Genomic DNA, 21428 nt, shown 5'->3' on the forward strand with positions numbered 1-21428 from the left:
TCTCTTTTATCCTTGCTTTACAATTGTGGACGCTGCACCTGAGCCCCCAGCTGAAACAGTAGCATTCCCTACTTTGGTAGACGGAGGTCTTACAGGTCCATTTACTGTAATAATAAACTCAATAGGTTTAGGGCCAGATTCTTTAGGTTCAATTGCAGTATTTAAAAATTTTGCTGATGATTCTAAATTGTCTATGTATGTAGTTTTTGCTAAATAACTAGGTGGGTTTTTATCATCATCTACTATTTTTTTACTTGAAGAAATAACAATACCGCCCTTTCTTTGGTATTTTAAAACTTCTAAGGAGCTTTCCTGTGGTTCATCTTTATTATCATGTTCATTAAAAAATGTCCATGAACAGTGATGTGGTGCTAAAAATAGATCCCATTCTAACGCATTTTCCGATACATCTTTTCCTGAATTGATTGTCTTATCAAGAATAACACCCCAAGCGATATAATCGGCATCGCCACCAAACATGGCAAGTGTAGAAAAATTCTTTGAAGTTAGGCTTTGCTTAAATCTTGCTTGAAAAACAATGCTAGCAGTATTTTTCTTTTCATGATCGGCTGAAGCTAGTTGTGTTTTGAATGGTGCATGTATAAAAATCGAAAATAAACTTTGTTCTTTATCATTAAATTTTGTTACTACATCTCCAGGAATTGCTCTTAAATGATTTAATTCCGCATAATCTTTATTGCCATCATAACCTATAATTTTTATTCTATTGCCTGGGAGATTTCTGTCATTATCCTTTTTTCGATGCAATTCTATTCTTCTTTCAGCTTCAAGTTGATAAGCGTCTTCTTCTTCATTTGTTGATTCTTCTGCAATCATAGGAGAGAACCACATTTCATCAATAATTATTTCATTAGCATCTCTGTTCTTTTCAGAATATTTTTTTGGATCTCCTTGATAAAAATGTTTTCGAAATCCTCTACAATGATCTTCGTCGCCATGTGTTAAAATAAAAATATCAACAAACGGATTTTTATCTCTTTTCTTAATAGAGCTCAATAAATCTTTTTTTACATCAAATATTAGTGGATCAGTGCTGTCGACAGAACTTTGTCTGATATCACAATCTACTAAAATTGATGTCCCATCTTCTAATATAATAAGAGAATTGTCTCCATTATCTACTGGGTAGTATTTAATCTTATTGTCCATTTTTTTTAGTTTATGTTGTTTATAATGTTAAGTTGGTTCGTCTTTTTGCATGTTATCATTAGCATAATTGCATACTTATATAACTGCAGTACATTGCTATAACTCCTAATAATCTGGTAACTAACTTCTAAATGGGCGATGATAATTACATTCACTTTATCAAATCAGGAAGAGGGGAAGAAAATGAGAAACTTTAATGGTATTATCTATATTCTTACTTAATTAGGCTACCATGCCAAAGTCCTCTTGGGGATTTGAACTCACTATGCTCTCACAAGCAATGCGCTCATACAGCGAGGATTGTGCCAAAAGTTAATAAAATGCAAAAATGTCAAACTAGCAATTTTCCACATAATGTGGTTAATTTAATCAAGTTATTGATACTAAGTGTTTTAGTATTTTTTGGCTAAATAAATTGGTTTTATTCTTGTGTATTTGAATGTGCCGTTTGCCTGCCAATAATACATTATAATGTGTCATAAATACTTATAGGGTAACGTTAGTGTCATGAATTGGCAGTCTTTATTTCATTATAAACTTACTTTTTGTGCCGTTTGTTATGTAAGCTTGCAATACGTGATTTCTCAATTGCATTATAAATTTGTGCCAGTGTATTAATATATAATAAGGATTGATTAGGTAAAATTTCCTGCAATTCTCTGAAATGTGTTTTTTTCCAACTTTTTATCAAACTTTCTCGGATTTCAAAATATTCAGCTATTTCCGATTCTTTACAACCTGCTAAAATTAAATGAAGAACAACACGTTTGTGCTTCAGCATAGCCAATTTTGCCATTTTTGCGCTTGTAAATGTTTTCTTGCAATCGACACATTTGTAACGTTGATTTCGCTTTCTATCAACTCCATTTTTTACACAATAATAGCTTTTACAATATATACATTTCATGATATTTATCACACACACAAGATAATTTGTGTTGATTTTATAAATGTAATAATATTTTATAATTATATCACTTACAGTTTATTATATCCCAAATTATAGCAAACTATTTTTTTTAAAATTTGTGTTTTGTTTAAAACATTCATTCTTATATATTCTCGGTTTAACATCTAACCAATGTATTTAAACGAAATAGCAACTAAAGCTGATATAGAAGAAGTATTAAAGGCGATTGAAAAATTGCAGCTATTGATTGGTGGTAATAAAAATGTTGAACAAAAGTTCCTTAGATCATCCGATGTACGAAAAATGCTTCATATATCAGATGGCACTTTACAAAGATTACGTGTTACCGGAACATTAAATGCTAAAAAAGTAAATGGTACATGGTTCTATAAACTAAACGATGTAGAGAAATTAATAACCTAAAAAATAAACAAAATGAAGAAGAAAAAAATACCACTAGGAAAGTGGTTCTTGTTTTTACCAGCCGAAATTATGAATGACGAAGACCTGTCAGCTAATGATGTAATGATTTTGGGTGCGATAATTCAATTAGACAAGGATGAAAAAGGGTGTACGGCTAATAATTATTATTTATCAAGAATTGCACATTGTAAAAAGGGTACTGTTAGTCGGTCAATTAATAGAATTCTTATCCCCAAAGGCTATATTAAATACAATAAAAAAAATGAAGATGGCATATATGTAAGAAGGGTAAGAGATGACTTAAAAATGGATAAGGCATTACGACTATCTGAGCATAGTAAACTATCTAAAAAAATAGAAGGGTCATACGAAAAACGTAAGGATATATATGAAGATAAAAAAGAAGTAATTGAAGAAACAAAATTTAATGATAAAAAAGAATGGGAATTAGTCGAAAAATTATTAGATATCCCTTTTCTAAATAAATGGAAGTTTTATGAGAGTTGTAAAAAAACATATAAAAGTATTTGTTCTATTTTATGGGATGAAAAAACTGTTGCCGATTTAATAAAATTATGTACGAAACTATATTACACATTTATTGAGGATTTAAAATCTTTTGGCGAGAAAAAACAAATGGAACAATTATTAAAGATTTTGAATGCATTATTAAGCAACAAGCCTAAATTTTTTAAAGACTCTTTGCCGTTTGTTTTTGTTCGTTTTTGGAATAAGGCGATTAATGAAGAAAGATTCCAACGGCAATTATCTTATATAGTTATCAAAGATCGTGACAGCGAAGAAACTTTTTAATGATCTCATTTGTATAAACCTTTGAGCTGACCCCCTCCATTAAATGTAAATTTATAATTTTATGAATGGGGTTACTCTACAGGTATAAAAAATCAAATTTGAAGATTCTAGGTGCACAACATTGGTACAAGTACTTTTTCTATTTTTTTGCATGTTATTTTTTCTAAAACTTACTTAATGTAATTTTATTGATTATCAAGGTAGTTATTATTACTTGTCATTAGTACAAGTGAGGATTATTGCTCAAAACAAGCTTTTGTAAGTCAGTGTAGAAAACATTTTAATATGGGAGAAAATTAAAGCGCCATAAAACACAAGCTAAACATGTAACAATACCTTTATCCTTTTATGATAAACATTTAGATAAAGAGATTACTACAAGTTCTCTTATATAGGTAGGATGCGTTTAAAGAGTAAAAAAATATCAAAAACTGCAGGAGCTGTTCATCCGACCAACTGAAACTTGGATTTGAAATTAGTTCATGTTTAATTATTGTCTGTAAGAAGTTTCCAATCTTTGGTATAGCCGTCAAAAATGTTGTCAGTAATTAAATTTTCTGTCACATGTGCGATTGACATACTTGTAATCGGCATTTCATTCAGCAAGGTTTGAATGTTTGATAGATTCTCCCAATCTTCTTTCGATGGTCCAGGAACTAAAACCGAGGCAACTTCTGAAAAGCCAGTCTCTTTGTCTTGAAGGCAAATGTTTATTATGAAAGAACGCCATTCTGCAGGCTCTTTAAGATAACAAAGACCTAAAGGCAAACGTATTCCTTCTGTTTTTGCAATACTGCCTAACCAAAAAGACGGGTTAAGAACAGGATATTCACATTCATCATTAAGAAACTTCCTTACCATTTCACCTGTATTTGAAAAAACAAATTCATAGCCCCACATATCAAAGCAGGTCAGGTATGCTGTTTTAACTAACGCCTTTGAAACCTTTTTTTCATCAGGATTTTTTTGAGTCAGTTCGATTTTATAATCGTGATTGTCTTTTGAATATTCAATAAACTTATCCAAAAACGGAGCATGAATATCTGGGTTTGGCTTTAAACTAATCTCAATTTTACCATCCTTGTCAATTGTAAGCTTACTTGGATACCTACCCGTTAGATTAGTGGCAATAAATTTAGAATTGAGAGATGCTTCTGGAGTACTATTATTAAAAGCCAATTGTTGTATTTTTTCTTTTAATGAGAAATCATAAAAAGTACCAGCGTCATTATTACATTTTTTACAAACAAGAATTTTTTGAAATCCTCCTATGCTTTCAGGAGGGTAGTGGTCAAGTGAAAAGTCTGCATGCATTCCTAATCCAATTGTTTGCTCGACAATAATACCATTCATTAAGCAAAGTGGACAGAGGTATGCAAAATGTTCAGGTGGATTTGCTGTGTCGACAAAGAAGCGATGCAAATATTTATCAGGATAATTTTTTAAGGATTTGAAATAGGTTAATAAATGAGATTTTATAACCTCTGGTTTAATATTAGTACTCCCGTCTGTCATTAATGGTAAAATATTGTTTCGAGGTTTTGCAAGTCATTGCTGGAAGTAAAAGTTACCTGTAACTTCAGTTTTTACGCAATTACCAAAATAAATATCTGGTATTTTTTTTAAAATTTCCTTAGATCTTTTTGCTAAATATACAACAATACATTGACCGTCATTTGCTGAACAAACACCAATCCCTACAACATCGTCATAGATACGAAGTCTTTGATATAATTTTTTTGATGCATCTGCAGCTTTCATATCTTATATTCTATCACATAGTTTATAATGAAACTCTTAACTTACTGAAAAGAGGATCAATTTTATTGGAACAACTATATAGTGTCCCATTCCCACAAAAGTGTAACCCCACTAACATATTAGTTCCATATTCAAGTACTACTGAGCCAGAGTCTCCGGCTTGTGAAAAGAAGTCTGGAGTTGAAAAATCCTCTTTCGTACCTGAAATTACAATTTGATCTTGATAATCTAAAATAACTCCATTATCATCCTCTACCTTTAAACCTGAGTTGATACTTCTAATAACACCAAATGTCTTGCCAGTTTTAATGCCAACTTTATAAACTTTCATTCCGATGGTTGGCGATTTGACTCCCATAATAGGGCTACCGACGCTAGGAATATTTTTTTGCATTTCAATGGAAATGGGGCCAGCTAATGCCGCATCAAAATTATTTACCCCACTTGGATCAGGTCTAATAGAGCGAACAAATAAACCAATTGCATCTTCTTTTTTCCCACCATTAGAAGTTGAAGGCTGTACAATAAAATTATCTTTATTGCCAGCATCACTAAATAAGACGTGATGATTGCTTAAGATATAGTTGTTCCCATCGTCGATGTCTTTCACGAAGCATCCCAATGTTCCTCCCCAATTTTCGACAAGGGGACCAATTGAGCAACCAATTTCAAGAGGTCTTTTTCTTACTTGTAATTCGAATTTTTCGGATTTTGTACTTACAATATCGGTTTTATTAAGACCGAAAAATTCGATTATGGGCGTAATATATAAATCGTCATTCTGACTCATTAACTCAATAACATAGGCTCCTTCTAATGAGTTAATAACATTTACTGCGAAAACTTCACCAAATATATCATAAACCAAATCTGAAGGTTCAGGTTCATCTTCGAAATCTCCAGCAAAAACCTCTCGATTTTTTCTATTAAAGAAAAATCTATCGCAAATTTCTAATTGAATTTCTACTGCTTTTTCGTATGTCATAATTTGTTCATTATAGTTGAAGCACTGCTTCCATCCGCCACTCATTTTGGCAAATCCAATGTTAGCAGCATAACCTAGTGCAAAATTTCTTAAATTTCTGCTAGTAAATCCTTGATGTTTGTCTTTTAATCCAATCCCAACCTTCTAATGGTAGCCAGCCATTTCTATTTTTCAAATTGACTTCAACTAATAGAAATCTTTTATTTGGAATTATCTCTTTAATCTCTTGTTGCAAAACTGTCGCATTTTTTGTGTCGGCTATAAGTATATAGCATGATTTAATATAGTGCCACCAATTAATTACACTTGGGCAATTAATAAGCAACTCATGGAATGACTTATAATCAAGATTATCGTCTCTGTCAAAAGTTAGTATGTAAGCAGTTCTACTCATCTGATTCTCCTTCATTATTACCTTCATCAATTTGTAATTGATAAGGATTTGTTATGTCAACAATATTTCGTGCGTCAACCGGTAATAGATTGTCTTTGTCTCCAAGTATTTCTAAAGATTGTTTTCTTAAATGATATTGTTCAGAACGTAAATAATCCGGATTAGTGAAGGTAAAATAGAAGTATCCAAAACCTGCAATTAAAAATAGGAGTGCAGCAAAACAAAAAAGTAGTAATGTAACCCAAACTAACTTGCAAAAAATAGCAGAAATTACCGCAAGTACAAGCACCCAAAGTCCATAGAATAATGGCATGTCAACCACATTCTTTACTTTGATTTTATTTACTTGCTCTGTTAATTTCGTCCAGTCCATTTTAAACTTGGTTTCGTGAAAACACTATTTACATTTTTTGTAATAAAACATTGAAAAGGGGGACACTAACTCAAATATATATGAAAGTTTAATTGGAAGCAATAAAACAGGCAGTTACACCAACGATATTTGCATAATTCTATATAAAATATCCAATTTGTTCAATATTTCCCCAATTCCCGTGAAAATGTCCTAATCATTGTCCATTTTACCCCCTTATCCCTAAAACCCTTACCAATTCACTATATCCTTAAAATCTTCAAATCCCTCTCTCTCCGCCTCATAAATTTAATCGATTTAAAAGCCTGTGAGTCATACTACTTACAGGCTTTTTTGCTTTTAAAATTTCTGATACATGCTTTTTTAAAGATAAAAACCTACCCTGCAAAAACCAGACAAGATATTTTCAAGTACTAAAAAAAGGGCATAGTTTGGTAAAATCCGCAAATGCAATCCGTATATTTTCGAGTTTTCCGAGTTCAAGTACTCAATCTTTGAAAACAGGTCAAATTTCTTTGGTTCGGATGCAACGTTTTATCAAAAAAAAGTAACTTGCATATGTGTAGTAGGATATCTACAAGACTGGCAAAAGTTACTTACTCCCCTTAATCAAACCAATTGATGATTTAGTTGTTGTTGAAGTGTTAGCGAACCATTATTTGTATTAAAATTAATTAAGTGAGGAAATTTTACATTTTGTTATTTGTCGTTTCCCTGCTATTTTCAAGTGATCTTGTAATGGCCAAGCCACTTGCATGTCCTTCTCCCGGTACATATACTATTGGTCCTACAGGAAATTATGCGTCCATCACAGCTGCGTTAACAGATATCAGTTCTTGTGGTTCTTTATCCGGTGCATATATTTTCGAATTACAAAGTACTTATGTATCTACAGTTGAAACATTCCCGATAACCATTCCCAATCTTGGTACTACAGCAACCAATACCGTAACATTCAGACCGGCAGCCGGAGCAACCAATCTCTCCATTGTAAGCAGCAATGATAGTTGCACTATAAATCTGAACGGAGCAAAATATATTTATTTCGATGGAAGGGCAGGAGGCACCGGTACAACAAAAAATCTTACGATAGAAAATACAAGTACCTCTTTATATGTTCTTAACGTTGCAGGAGCCAGTTCCTCGGGAACAACTATTACGCTTACAGGATCTGGCGCTTCTACAACAGGCCTTGTAGCCGGAATGTTTGTGGGTGTATCGCCTGGTAGCGGGTTATTTGCTGCCGGTACAAAAGTAAGTTCTGTTACAGATGCAACACATTTTGTTGTAACAGCTGCGCCTACAAGTGCGTTGAGTGCTACTACCGTTATCACTGCCGGATACAATAATGCTGCCATTAAATTCATTAATGATGCATCCAACAACACGATCAAATATTGTTATATAAAAAGCAGGAATAAAAGCGCTACTTCCTCCACAGTATTTTTTTCAAATACTACTGGAACAACCGGCAATGACAATAATACAGTAGACAATTGTGATATTGGCGGAGATGCCACCAATACACCACTCAATGCAATCTATTCAGATGGATCTACAACTTCTTCAGCAACGTATAATAGTGGTAATATTATTTCCAACAATGATATTCATGATTTTTATAACGGCATAGCTTCTCCAAGTGGTGTACTGCTTCGGAATTCCAGCGATTGGACGATCACCGGGAACAGTTTGTACCAATCTGCTACCAGGAATTTGACCACCAATAGTATTCAATTTAATGGTATCAATGTTACCAGCTCCTGCACCAATAGTTTTCAAATCAATAATAACTATCTGGGAGGAACTGCATCAAAAGCTACTGGAGGGGCACTCACTTTTACAGGATCAGGGCAATTTCTTGGTATCGCTACTTCTGTTGCAGGCGCTACTTCAACCATTAGCGGGAATAAGGTAATGAACATCAATTTTACATCAGATGGAGCTACCGCTAATTTCAGACCAATTGGTATTTTTGCTGGTGCGATGAATTGCACATACGATACGATCAGTAATATTCAATTGGCACTATATTCATCTAATGCTTTTGCTTCCATGATTCAATGCGGAACCGGAGCTTTATCATACACAACGATTGATATTTCTAATAATGTCATTAAAGACGTTTCTCTGATCTCAACTGTTTCGCCGGCATTAAGAGCTATCAGTTTTCAGGGTTCTCCAAGCATCGGATATACTGTTAACAATAATCAAATCAGTAATTTTTCTTCAAGTGCCAATATCAGTATCATGGGAATCTTTGCTGATGCCAGGTTTGGAACATGCACTATCCAAAGTAATACGATCAATAATATATCACAAACTTCTACCAGTGCTGCAGGTGCAGCGTATGGCATTACCACCTACTTTGGATCCAATCTGAGTATGACCATCCAAAAAAATACCATAAGCAATATATCATCCAGTTCTACCTATACTACAGACCCTATTGCTGCCGGAATAATTGTTTACTCTACAGGCACAGCAAATGTGATTGACAGTAATATTGTTTCAGGTATTCGTGCTACCTACAACTCCACATCTTTAGCAGTAGGAGCAAGTGGCATCAGCATTTTATCTTCGGCAGGAGGTGGTAATTTGCGTAAAAACAAGATCTATGACATTACCAATATCAGCAATAATACCGGTAGTCTTGTAGCCGGTTGCCAGATAGCAAGCGGTAGCTGGACAGTTGCCAACAATATGATCAGCCTGACCAATGGATCTTATACAACGGCGGCTTTAGTGGCAGGTATATATGATAAAACAGGAACAACAGGAACAAGAAATTACTACTATAATAGTGTGTATGTAGGCGGTAGTGGACCGGCAGATAGTTATGGGGCGGCATTATTATATAATTGCGGAAGCGGTACGGCCGTGATCAAAAATAATATTCTTGCAATGGCCAGATCTAAAGGTGCCGGTTCTGCAAGTTTTTATGCGATCGCTAATAAAACATCCAACACAGCAAACTTCACTTCTGACAATAACATCCTCAATTCGTCATCCTCGTCTTCAATTGGTTTATGGGGTACAACCCTCGTAACAAATGACAAAGATTTTACTTCATGGAAATCTTCTACAGGCGGAGATAATAACAGTTTTAGTAACGAGTATATCCCATTCACCGATGTAACTACCGGAAATTTACATATCAATACGGCCGATGTTACGTTGGCAGCAGCAGCATATGTAAGCAATATAGAAAGCAGGGGAGCAACCCTAAGCACAACAGTCGATCTGGATAATGATTCCCGCCCGGGCCCGACAGGCTCTATCCTTAGCAGTTCATCCGCTCCTGATATCGGTGCCGATGAAGTAGATCTTGTTTATGGCGGAGATAATATATGGCTCGGCACCACTTCCAGTGTTTGGACAAATGCCACCAACTGGAGTATCGGTGTACCTAATTCAACCAGAAATGCTGTGATACCTGCTGGTACTCTTTATGCTCCGGCAATATCAGCATCAGGCAGTACAAAAAATGTGATCATTGGTTTAGGCTCCTCCTTAACAGTGACTTCATCCTTGTCAATCGCAGGTATAATAAGAAATTCTGGTACCTTCAATGCAGAAAGCGGAACGATCGAATTGAATGGCACGACGGCCCAGGCCATCAGCGGAACGGTATTCACCAATAAGACCATTGACGGCCTTAAGATATCAAATACCGCAGGCGTAACTGTTTCATCTACTGCCGGCGACACATTGAATATAACAGGCAGTATCAGCTTTGGTAATGTCAATAATACCACTTTAAATACAGGAGATAATATCACCTTACGGTCAACCGCAAACGCAACTGCAAGAATAGCGGATGTTACTAACGGTGGAGTTAATAGTGGAGATACGATCGTTGGTAAAATGATCGTTGAAAGATATCTTCCGATGCAAAACTCTTCTGTATCCCGTAGATGGAGATTATTGACCACTCCTTTGTTGTTAACAGGATCTCCTTCTATCAGCCAGGCATGGCAGGAAGGAGTAGCTAACAGCAGTTTGAGTTCTCCTATCAATCCAAGACCTGGCTATGGCACTCAAATAACCAATGGTAATACCGCCGCCGCTGTAGCCAACGGTTTTGATATTGGCTCAACAGCAAACCCTTCTATCTTTTATATGAATCCGGGATTGGCGCCTACATGGACAGCGCCTACCAGCACCTTGTCTACTTTGATAGCGAGTAAAGAAGGATTTATGATCTTCGCAAGAGGAGATAGAAGCGTTATCATCAATAACCAATTTGTTTCTGCCGCACCAACAACACTGGCTCCAAAAGGAAATGTACAAATTGGGAATGTAACAAAAACGCTTGTTACCGGAAAGCAGGTGATCGGAAATCCTTACGCCTCTGCCATTAGTTTTGATAAGGTATTACTGAACGGAGCTACTCCTAACGATGCCGGGTATTACTTTTATTATTGGGATCCTAAAACAGATGGATCACATAATGTAGGAAAATTCATCACTGTAAAAAATGACGGCATAGGTGAGCCATCTCATTATACTGTTACACCAAATACCAACTCGAGTGGTATCACTGATGGTAAGATAGAATCGGGGGCTGCCATTGTTATTAATTCTGCCGGCGCACCTAACACCATTACTTTTCATGAAACAGATAAAATAACCACCAGCAGCACTGTTGGTATTGCCAGCAGACCTATTGCTACTGCAGGAGCAGCCGATCTTTCTAAAGTGTACACCAATCTGTATTACATTAGCAGTGATGGCACTAAAATGATTGCCGATGGTGTGGCCAACACCTATTATCCAACTTATAACAATGAAGTTGATTTTGCTGATGTACCTAAATTGATCTCGTTCAACAGTAAAGAAAGTATCAGCATTTTGAGAGACGGAAAATTGCTTTCTATCGAAACAAGAAAAACATTGACAACACTTTCCGACACTACATATTTTGAAATACGTAACCTGGATAGCAAGAATTACAGACTGGAATTTACCGCTGAGAATTTCAAAACAAAATATGATCTATACCTGGAAGATGCAGCTACAGCCAGCACCATTCCTATAGCGTTGGGAGTGACTTCGGGTACCGGTCATTTTGATTTTATTGTAAGCAGTGATATACCGGGCTCTGCCAATACTGCCCGTTTTAAATTGCTATTAAGACCTTCGGCGGAATCAGCACCATTACCAGTTATTTTCAGCAGCATTAAAGCAGGAAAATCGGGTAGCACTAATTTCATTACATGGAAAGTAGAGAACGAGATCAATATCAATCAGTATGCAATTGAAAGATCTACAGACGGTATACATTTTAGTGTATTAAATGAAACTGCCGCTAACAGCAACGGCACCAACAGCTATACATTTATTGATGTAAATGAAATGACAACACCATTTGTGTACTACAGGATTAAAAGTATCAGCAACACCGGGCAATATTATTACAGTGCGATCGCAAAAGTGAGTAACAGTGAACAAATAACAGCTGTAAATATTTATCCAACAGTGATCACTGATGGGCAAATACACATTGCCATCAATAATTTACCAAAAGGAAAATACCTCATTCAACTTTCTGATATGGTTGGCAGAATATTACTGCAAAAAAACATCGGATACAATGGGGGAGATGCCATAGAATCTATCCCGGTAAACAACACACTTCCTGCCGGAAAATACCAGGCGACCCTGATACACCCCGACAATACACAAAGCGTTTACACCGTAATATTGCGTAAATAGTTCCATTTCACCCATTTATAGCTGCTTTTCTAACCGCATCGGGCTAAACTTATGCACAAGATTTTAAGTTTTGAATTGCTCAAGACTTTTTCAACCAATGTGGAAATAATTACATAAATCGTATTGCTTTTTTACATAAATTGCAGTTATGATGCCTTTGTACTAAAAAATTATTGCAGAATAACACAACTTTCTTAATGATTTCATAATTCATTAGTGGTACTATTTTTGCTTTTATTTCGTAAATTGCATTAAGTAAAATCCTCTTCCAGCAAATATTCCATTACCAGTATCGAAAACAATTTAAACAGGCAACTGTTTACCTACTTTACGTATCAGTGTTTTAACGATTACTTTTCATAGTGTGAAAAAGACACGAATGAATAAAAATATTTTATGAGGAGATTTTACTTATTGTTGTTAGGAGTTTGTTTTTTGTTATCCGGAAAAATTGTAGCGCAAACTACTGTCTTTACGGATGATTTTAACAGGGCTACGCTTAGCCCCGGAGGTACTCCAAGTATGACCTACACGTCTACGCTTGCCAGTAATATCTCTGCTACTACAGCCTCTTCTACTTACTTAAGTATTGGATCTGGAGCTACAGCCCCCACAAGTGGTATCTCTTACGTAACGGGCAGCAACTCCACATTTTCTTCTCCTTTTTCTACCACACTCAGCAGCAATACCGGTCTGGTAACCTGGACATTTAATTTCAGGTGGAACAGAGCCTCATCAAATAATCCGGCAGCTCCTGCAAGTGGAGCTTACGGAACTGCAATTGTATTGGCAGGATCAAGTGCCACCATTTCCACTGCAGGAAATGGATATGCCATTATCTACGGAAATGCCAGCACTCCGGATCCTATCCGGTTAGTTGCGTATACAACAGGTGTTACAGGTACACTTACTAATATCTGCACTTCGGGTGCAAGTGATATTTCTGCAACTAATAATTATGCCAGTGTACGGGTAACCTACGATCCCTCTACCAACAACTGGTCATTATATGTCAGAGATGATGGTGCCAGTGCCTGGGCCGATCCATCCAGCGGCGTTACCACACAAAAGGGTAGTACTACTGCAAACAGTACATACACCGGATCTGCATTGAGTACATTTGGCTTTTTATGGTCTCACAATACCGGAGCCAATTTGAGTTCTGATTTTGATAATTACAAAGTAACGGTAGCAACAGGGGCAACAAGCTATTACTGGAATGGAGCCAACACAAACTCTACTGATATAGGTTCTTTTACCTGGAATACAACAGATAAGAACTGGAGTACACCAACCAGTGCAGTATTTGCTTCCGGAGCAGGTTCTATCTGGCCATCTGCAAGTGGAACGTATGATGCTTATTTTAATAACACACAGGCAGGAGTAAAAGCTGTTACATTACCAGCGGGTACATTGGCGTATGCACCAAACAGTACAAATATTGGCACATCCGGCTATTCGTTTGTAACTGCGGCAAGTGCTGCGGCTACACTGCCGGGGCCTGTTTCTTTAAGTAGTAATACATTAACGCTGGCCGCCGGTTCAGGTGGCTCGGTTACACTCTCGGGAATAGTAAGTGGTTCAGGAGCGATCAATCAAAACGGAGCCGGCACAGGAATTTTAAGTGCGGCAAATACATATAGCGGAGGTACTACCATTACTTCGGGTACCCTTCAATTGGGTGCAGCAGGTGTATTGGCAGATGCAGGTACCATCAATTTAGCCGGTGGCGACCTGAGTTCGGGTGCTTCTGCCGGATTTAATGAAACGATGGGAGTACTAACGCTCTCGGCTACCTCAACAATACATTTAGGTACGGGTAGTCATACACTCACTTTTGCTAACAGTAGCGGTGCCAGCTGGACAGGTAGCACTACCTTGACCATTTATGGCTGGACAGGAACAGCAGGAGCAAGCGGCACTGCAGGAAAGATAGTGGTAGGATCTGGTGGACTCACCAGCGGACAATTGGCACAAATAACTTTTAATGGTTATGCCGGTGCAGCAACAATTATCAGCGGAGAAGTAGTACCAGGATCAACGTCTCCAACAATTACACCTAGTACATCCACACTTACCGGACTTACTTATGTTGTTGGAAGCGGTCCATCTGCCAGCAGCAGCTTTACAGTAACAGCCACTAATTTAACTGCCGGCGGAGGTACCATCACATTTACAGGCTCTACCAACTATGATGTTTCTACCACCAGTTCTACAACAGGTTTTGGCAATACAGCTACACTAACGTACACGGGTACAGGCAGTTTGGCCAGTAATACTGTTTGGGTAAGATTGAAAGCAGGGTTGGGTGTAAATTCATATAATTCAGAACTGATCACAGTTGCTGGAGGTGGCGTAAGTTCTACTACCATCGTTACTGTTAGTGGTTCTGTAACACCAGTCGTAACCTGTAACACCCCATTATTGGAAGAAAATTTTGAATATGGAGGCTCTACAAGTACTGACCTTAAATCATTGACATCCGGTAACTGGGTAACCAATACGGGAACCAATTTCAATTATGCCACTACCAGTTTAACCTATTCAGGATATGGAAGTTCAGGTGTTGGAGGATCAGCAGCTTTTAATACAAGTAATACAGAAGATCTGTATCGTTCATTTACCGGAACAGCAATTACTTCCGGATCGGTATATGCATCTTTCCTGATAAATTTAACCAATGGAACAAGTACTACAAATGATTACTTTGCTTCATTGATGGCCTCAAGCCCAAGTCCAACTTATGCCACCCGTATCTTCGCACAAAATACAAGCAGTACTACTTTTAAATTAGGTATAGGCAAAACCGGTTCAGATAACCAAACAGCCGACCTTAATTTTGGCACTACTTATCTAGTGATCCTAAAATATACATTTGTTGCCGGTGGAACGAATGATCCATTTTCACTGTGGGTTATTTCTGGTTCGGTTCCGGCTACTGAAGCTGCTGCAGGTTCAGCTACGATTACTGCAAACACAGCTACAACCGATGCCACCGATCTGAAATACTTTGGGTTGAGACAGGGGAATTCTCCTACCAGTAGAACTGAAGGATACCTGGATGGTATACGTGTAGCAACAAGCTGGGAAGACTTGGTATGTGTTCCATCTGCAGCTACAGATTATACGTGGACTGGATCGGGTAATAATACCTTGTGGACAAACACAGCTAACTGGAGTCCTAATACGGGTTTTCCAACTTCGTCAGATAATGTGATCATCAACACAGCTCCAACTTATTTATTGAATATTACAGACTCACGTACTGTAAAGAATTTTACATTGAACGGTACAGGTAATTTCAATATGGCTTCTACCGGAACACTTACTATCACAGGTACCGTTACTTACGGTGGCACTGCTACTGCAACCATAAGTTGTGGAAGTACAGTGAATATCACCAGCAATTTATCTCAACCGATCCCTCCATTGAATTACGGAAATCTGAATGCCACAGGAGGCAACAGGGTATTACCTACAGGAGGAACAGTAGGCATTTGTAATAGCTTTACCCGTGGTACAGGAACCTACACCATCAGTACCAGCACAGTGAATTATATCGGCACAGCTGCTCAATCAATTGCAGACGGTGATTACTATAACCTTACATTGAGTAATAGCAGGTCCGGCGCTGCTATCACTTTGCCTGCCGGTACTATCAATGTGTACAATGTATTTGACGTTAGTACTTTAAGCAGTTTTACAGTAACGGTTAGTACCAATATCTTCAATTTTGCCGGCACGGGTTCTCAAACCATACCTGGTTTTTACTATTACCAGATAACCAATAGCGGCAACGGAAATCGTATTTTAGGAACCAATGCAGAAATTAATATCAATTATACTTTTTCTTTAGGATCAGGAACATATAACCCATCTACCAGTACGGTAAATTATTCATCCAACACAGGTGGATTGAATTCATACAATATGGTTTCGTTTACCTATTATAATTTAAAATTCAGCGGGGATGATGACTTCGTTTTAGGTACAGGTATTACACTTACTGTAACAAATAACTATACCCAATCTTTAGGTTATGTATTTCTAAATAAATCTTCGGGAACTGGAACCCTTACAGTTGGTAATGATGCTACTTTATCCGGAGGTTATTTAAAAATGAGCTATGGTACCAGTGCAGGCGTTGGAGTTTTCTCTGTAGGAAATGACCTGCTGATATCGGGGGGAACATTAAATATTTTAGAAGGAAGCAGTACAACTCCTAGTACAAGCGTTACCGTTACCAGGGACCTTACAATTACCAATGCCGGAAAAATAAATATGGAAGTCATTTCAAGTACGGGTGGTGTAGCAACCATTAATGTGGGAAGAGATTTTACAGCTTCCGGTACATCATTGTTTTCTTCGGGTAGTGCTATGGTTGACTTTGGTACAGGTACAGTTACATCAAATGTGATATACATTGGCAGAAATTTTAAAAAAGACGGCACAGGTACTTTCGGCACAACTTCTACCTCAGCTGCCAGAGGTTTTGTAATGACCGGTGGTACTACCGGAACACCAGCAACATTTTCTTACAGTAATACAAACTCCAGCTATGTACAATATGAGATCGCTACCGGCGCAGTTGTAGAAATGCTTACAGACCTTACGTTAAGTTCTTCAAGTGGCCCATCAAGTACTTTTAGTGTATATGGTACATTGGATTTTAAAACGAAGAGCATCATAGCAGCAGGAACAACAAATCCGCAATTTATTACAGCCTCCGGAACAAATTTAATTACTTCTAATACCAATGGTTTTGGGGGAACAACTGCATCCGGAAGTGTGCAAAGTTTTGGAAGTGTGGGAGCAAGTGCGCTTGCTGGCAGGGCACAATTTGCGATCGGGGTTAATTATACATTTAATGCTGCTACCACTACACCTTTCTCCGGTACTGTTGTAGGCACTTATGGGGCTCCCGGAGATATCACACTTAATGCCAATGTAACGCTCAACAGATCTGCACTGGCCTCCGGTACAGTAGCGTTGGGTGCAAATGAGCTTACTTTGAATGGCAGCGATCTGTCATTCTCTACTATGACAGGCAGTGGCTCTGTATTAGGTGATAATGTTGCTTTTATAACTGTAGCAGGATCGGTTGGAGCTACACCGGGAACCTTACGTTTTAAATCGGGCTACCAGGTGATTGCCATGCTAACGATGAACAGAACAGGTAAGACACTGACACTTGGCTCTGCACTCACCATCGATGGAGTGAATGATCCGGCAAATGCAGGAAGACTCGTATTGACAGAAGGTGTGGTAGATGCATCAGGACAAACACTCACATTTATCAATGGTAATTTCCCTTTTGTAAGAACTAACGGAACACTAACTGTTAGCAATACAAGTAATTTAGTTTTTGGAACCACCGGAAATCTCGGAGGATCTAATGTTATTTTCCCTTCGGGAACATTTACTTCTGGTCCGGTGATTGCTTCATTAACATTGAACAGAACTAATTCTGTTCAATTGAACACACAGGGAATGGAATTGACCAGCAGCCTGACACTCACTTCCGGTACTTTAAAAATTGGTAGCAGCTTGTTAAATCTTAACAATGCTACACTATCTGCATCGGGAGGATACCTGGAAGGAAGTTCAACATCTGACTTAACTGTAAAAGGAGCTCATCCAGATACAGTAGTTATTCCGCTACCTGCCACCACCAATATATTATTAAGAAACGTTAGTATTGAAGATACCCGTAAAGTGGCAATGGCTACTACTCCTAAAAATGATATCAATCTATATGGAGCAATGACCATTGCATCTGGTGCTACCTATAACAACGGTGGAGAAAGTCAGATAACAAATTCAGGAGGCTCTATAACGATCAATGGTAAGTTCATTACACAAGATGTACAAGGATTTACAGGAACCAATACAGCTATCCCGGGAATTACTCCTACAATAAATACAGGCAGTACCATTGAATATGGATTGTATGGAGACCAGGCTGTTACCACCCGAACTGATTATAGTAATATTACTTTTTCAGGCAGCGGAACAAAATTATTAAGCAGCGGATTCAATCCTAACGGCAACGCATACATTACCGGATCAGCAATTGTAGATGCAATTAATGTTTCATTTGGAAATTCTACCACTAATCTGATCATGGATGGCGGACGTTTTAGAATGAGAGGAACCGGTCCTAAGCCTGATATTGATGGAACCTACACGTTAACAGGCGGTGTTATTGAGTTCTATAATACATTGGCAACTAATGAGACCATTAAAGCAAAGAATGCAGCTTCGGCAGATATCGTTTACAAAAACATTGAAGTTACCGGCACCAGTGTAGCCAATGGCTCCAACGATATTGTGCTTAACAGTACCGCAGGAAACTTCACGTTAAAGACAGGCGGAATTTTTTATATGAATGATCATTCAATAAAAAGTGCAGCAGGTTCTAATTCATCTACGGTAGTTGTAGAAACCGGTTCAACTTTTAAAACAGGTAATAGTGCCGGATTTGGAGGCACAATTGCTACAGACAATTCTTCTATACATTCAAATATCTCAACAAGTAATATAACGCTTGCTTCAGGAAGTACAGTTGATTATTACAGATCTACACTTACTGCAGTAAGTGGTAATCAGCCAATAACCAATACGCTTGCTTATCAAAACCTGACCCTTAGCGGAGATGGCATAAAAACTGCGCCATCAGGCACATTAACGGTAAAAGGTGACCTGGTTAAATCTGGAACAAGCACATTTGCCCACAATGATGGTTTAGTATTACTGAATGGTTCAAATCAAAACTTTGCAGGTTTGCCTTACAACAGTCTGACACTTACCAATACAAGTAGCAGTACAAAAACATTGGTAGGAGATGCCAGTCTTGTAGACTCATTGACCTTAGGTGGCACAAGCACAACATTGGCTATCGGCAACAATGAATTAACATTAAAATCGAGCAGTACAAAAACTGCAAGAGTTGCACAAGTAGCCGCCTCTGCCAATGTTACCTATGGTACTGGTAATTTTAAGATCGAACGTTATTTACCAATGGATATAACCGGAAGTTCTGTAAGCCGCAGATGGCGCTTAATGGGAGTTCCGATATCAACCACCAGTGCCCCAACCATTCAATCGGCCTGGCAGGAAGGTGGCTTAGCATTATCAGGCACAGGCGCCTACACAATAGGTCCTGATGCATACGATCCTAATCCGGGGTATGGCACACGTATCACCAACGGCACAACTGCCGCAAACGGATTTGATGCAGGTACTACCAATAATCCTTCTATTTATTATTGGGATGGAACCAAATGGACAGTTCCGACAGCTACCACAAACACCATTACTAACGCTAATGCTTATATGCTCTTTGTAAGAGGAGATAGAAGTGTACCGGTAACCAATCAATACCAAACTACTTCCGGCGGAGCAAATACCCGTATTAAAGGAAGAATAAATATTGGTGCTGTAAACGTGCCGGTGAGTACAGGAAATAATTTCCTCAGCAACCCTTATCCGTCTGCAATTAATATGGTAAATGTGGGATATGGCAGTGGTGGTGTTGTGAGTACTCCTATCACTACTTATTATTTATGGGATCCTAAACTATTAGGCAGTAACAACGTAGGAGGTTGGGCCACATTCAACTGGAACAGCGGTACCAACAAATTTGATTATGTTCCTTATACCAGTTACCCCTATGGCAGCACCGGAATGAGCAATTTCACTGCAACAACAGGTACGCTCGAATCGGGTATGGCTTTTATGGTTAATAAATCCGGAGCGATTCCTTCTGCAAACTTTGTATTTAATGAAACAGATAAAATTGCCAGCATTTCAGGTAATACTACCACCGGCATTGCCAGCAGACCGGTAGTATCTACTCCAAATGCTGCTTATGCTGCGTTGTATACAAACCTGTTTTATATCAACGGTGCCGGTGATGAAATATTAGCTGATGGTGTGGCAACTACTTATTGGGATAATTTTGATAATAAAGTTACTGACGAGGATGCGCCGAAAGTACAAACATTTAGCACTAAAGAAAAGATCGCTTTATTCAGAGATGATAGTTTGCTGGCAATTGAAAGAAGGAAAACAATTACGATCAATGACACGATCTATCTGCAAATGATCAAGTTGAACAGTAACTACAAATATCAGTTGCAATTTGATGGCAAAAATTTTGCTCCTGATCTGACTGCATTCTTAATTGATAAATATCTGAATAAGTATTATGTTATTCCTACGCAAGGAAATACCAAACATAACTTTGAAACCAATTCAAATACTGCCAGTACAGATGTGAATAGATTTAAGGTTGTTTTCAGAGAACCTGAAAGTGGGCCTCTTCCTGTTCCGGTAACATTTACATTGATCAATGCCATCAAAAATGCAGATAAGATCATAGTAGATTGGAAAGTAGAAAATGAGATCAATATTGTTAAATATGAAGTAGAGAGATCAGCAGATGGAATTAATTTCACTACAATGAACACGACCGCTGCTACAGGAAATACAAGCAATAACTATAGCTGGATTGACGCTGATGCAAATCCTGGAGATAATTTTTACAGAATAAAAAGTATTGGTAAAGATGGTAGTCTGTTGTACAGCAGGATCGTAAAAATAAATTATGGTGAAGCCGTTGCAAATTTTGCTATCTATCCAAATCCAACAAAAGATGGCAAAATAGGAGTGAACCTGAATAATGCAGATAAGGGGCAATATGCGATCAGGCTTTATAATAATGCCGGTCAGTTATTGCAATCAAAAAATATCGAACATGCCGGAGGAAACAGCTTGATCTCACTTCAACCACTTACGGCAAAAGGTATTTACCATGTTGAAATAACAAGCCCTGATCTTTCAAAACAAACGATCAAAGTGATTTATTAATATATATACG

The 21428-nt window shown here is 37.7% G+C and carries 10 protein-coding genes and 1 pseudogene; 4 read left to right on the top strand and 7 right to left on the bottom strand.

All coding sequences use genetic code 11. The features are described from left to right. Window positions 1–6 precede the first annotated feature (6 nt). From LK994_RS12045 to LK994_RS14620, 3 genes and pseudogenes are all read right to left on the bottom strand, one after another. Entirely contained in the window at window positions 7–1170 is a 1164-nt protein-coding gene (locus tag LK994_RS12045; RefSeq protein WP_229760334.1) for a ComEC/Rec2 family competence protein, read from the bottom strand. A 538-nt stretch (window positions 1171–1708) separates the two neighbouring features. Beyond that, the gene (locus LK994_RS12050; RefSeq protein ID WP_229760335.1) at window positions 1709–1966 is read right to left on the bottom strand and encodes a hypothetical protein; all 258 of its coding nucleotides are present in this window, start codon (window positions 1964–1966) and stop codon (window positions 1709–1711) included. A gap of 18 nt (window positions 1967–1984) precedes the next feature. Continuing rightward, window positions 1985–2077: pseudogene (locus LK994_RS14620) on the bottom strand (transposase-like zinc-binding domain-containing protein); the annotation flags it as partial. A 174-nt stretch (window positions 2078–2251) separates the two neighbouring features. Here LK994_RS14620 and LK994_RS12055 point away from each other — a divergent pair. After that, window positions 2252–2503 (top strand): helix-turn-helix domain-containing protein, encoded by a 252-nt coding sequence (locus LK994_RS12055; protein ID WP_229760336.1) that lies wholly within the window; start codon window positions 2252–2254, stop codon window positions 2501–2503. Window positions 2504–2515: 12 nt separating this feature from the next. Continuing rightward, window positions 2516–3316 carry a hypothetical protein gene (locus LK994_RS12060; protein ID WP_229760337.1) on the top strand — a complete coding sequence of 267 codons (801 nt, stop codon included), beginning with the start codon at window positions 2516–2518 and terminating at the stop codon, window positions 3314–3316. A gap of 486 nt (window positions 3317–3802) precedes the next feature. Here the strand turns inward: LK994_RS12060 and LK994_RS12065 are convergent, their stop codons facing one another. The 4 genes from LK994_RS12065 to LK994_RS12080 form a co-directional block, all read right to left on the bottom strand. Continuing rightward, window positions 3803–4831: an HNH endonuclease gene (locus LK994_RS12065; protein WP_229760338.1), complete on the bottom strand. Its 1029-nt coding sequence runs from the start codon at window positions 4829–4831 to the stop codon at window positions 3803–3805. Window positions 4832–4864: 33 nt separating this feature from the next. Beyond that, the gene (locus LK994_RS12070) at window positions 4865–5077 is read right to left on the bottom strand and encodes a hypothetical protein (protein WP_229760339.1); all 213 of its coding nucleotides are present in this window, start codon (window positions 5075–5077) and stop codon (window positions 4865–4867) included. A 22-nt stretch (window positions 5078–5099) separates the two neighbouring features. Further along, the gene (locus LK994_RS12075) at window positions 5100–6062 is read right to left on the bottom strand and encodes a S1 family peptidase (RefSeq protein ID WP_229760340.1); all 963 of its coding nucleotides are present in this window, start codon (window positions 6060–6062) and stop codon (window positions 5100–5102) included. 386 nt (window positions 6063–6448) lie between these two features. Then, entirely contained in the window at window positions 6449–6829 is a 381-nt protein-coding gene (locus LK994_RS12080) for a hypothetical protein (protein ID WP_229760341.1), read from the bottom strand. Window positions 6830–7507: 678 nt separating this feature from the next. Between LK994_RS12080 and LK994_RS12085 the strand changes: the two genes are divergently transcribed. Next, window positions 7508–12547: a beta strand repeat-containing protein gene (locus tag LK994_RS12085; protein WP_229760342.1), complete on the top strand. Its 5040-nt coding sequence runs from the start codon at window positions 7508–7510 to the stop codon at window positions 12545–12547. Window positions 12548–12943: 396 nt separating this feature from the next. Beyond that, window positions 12944–21418: a T9SS type A sorting domain-containing protein gene (locus LK994_RS12090; RefSeq protein WP_229760343.1), complete on the top strand. Its 8475-nt coding sequence runs from the start codon at window positions 12944–12946 to the stop codon at window positions 21416–21418. Window positions 21419–21428: the final 10 nt, after the last annotated feature.

The sequence above is a fragment of the Ferruginibacter lapsinanis genome, assembly GCF_020783315.1.
Lineage (GTDB): Bacteria > Bacteroidota > Bacteroidia > Chitinophagales > Chitinophagaceae > Ferruginibacter > Ferruginibacter lapsinanis.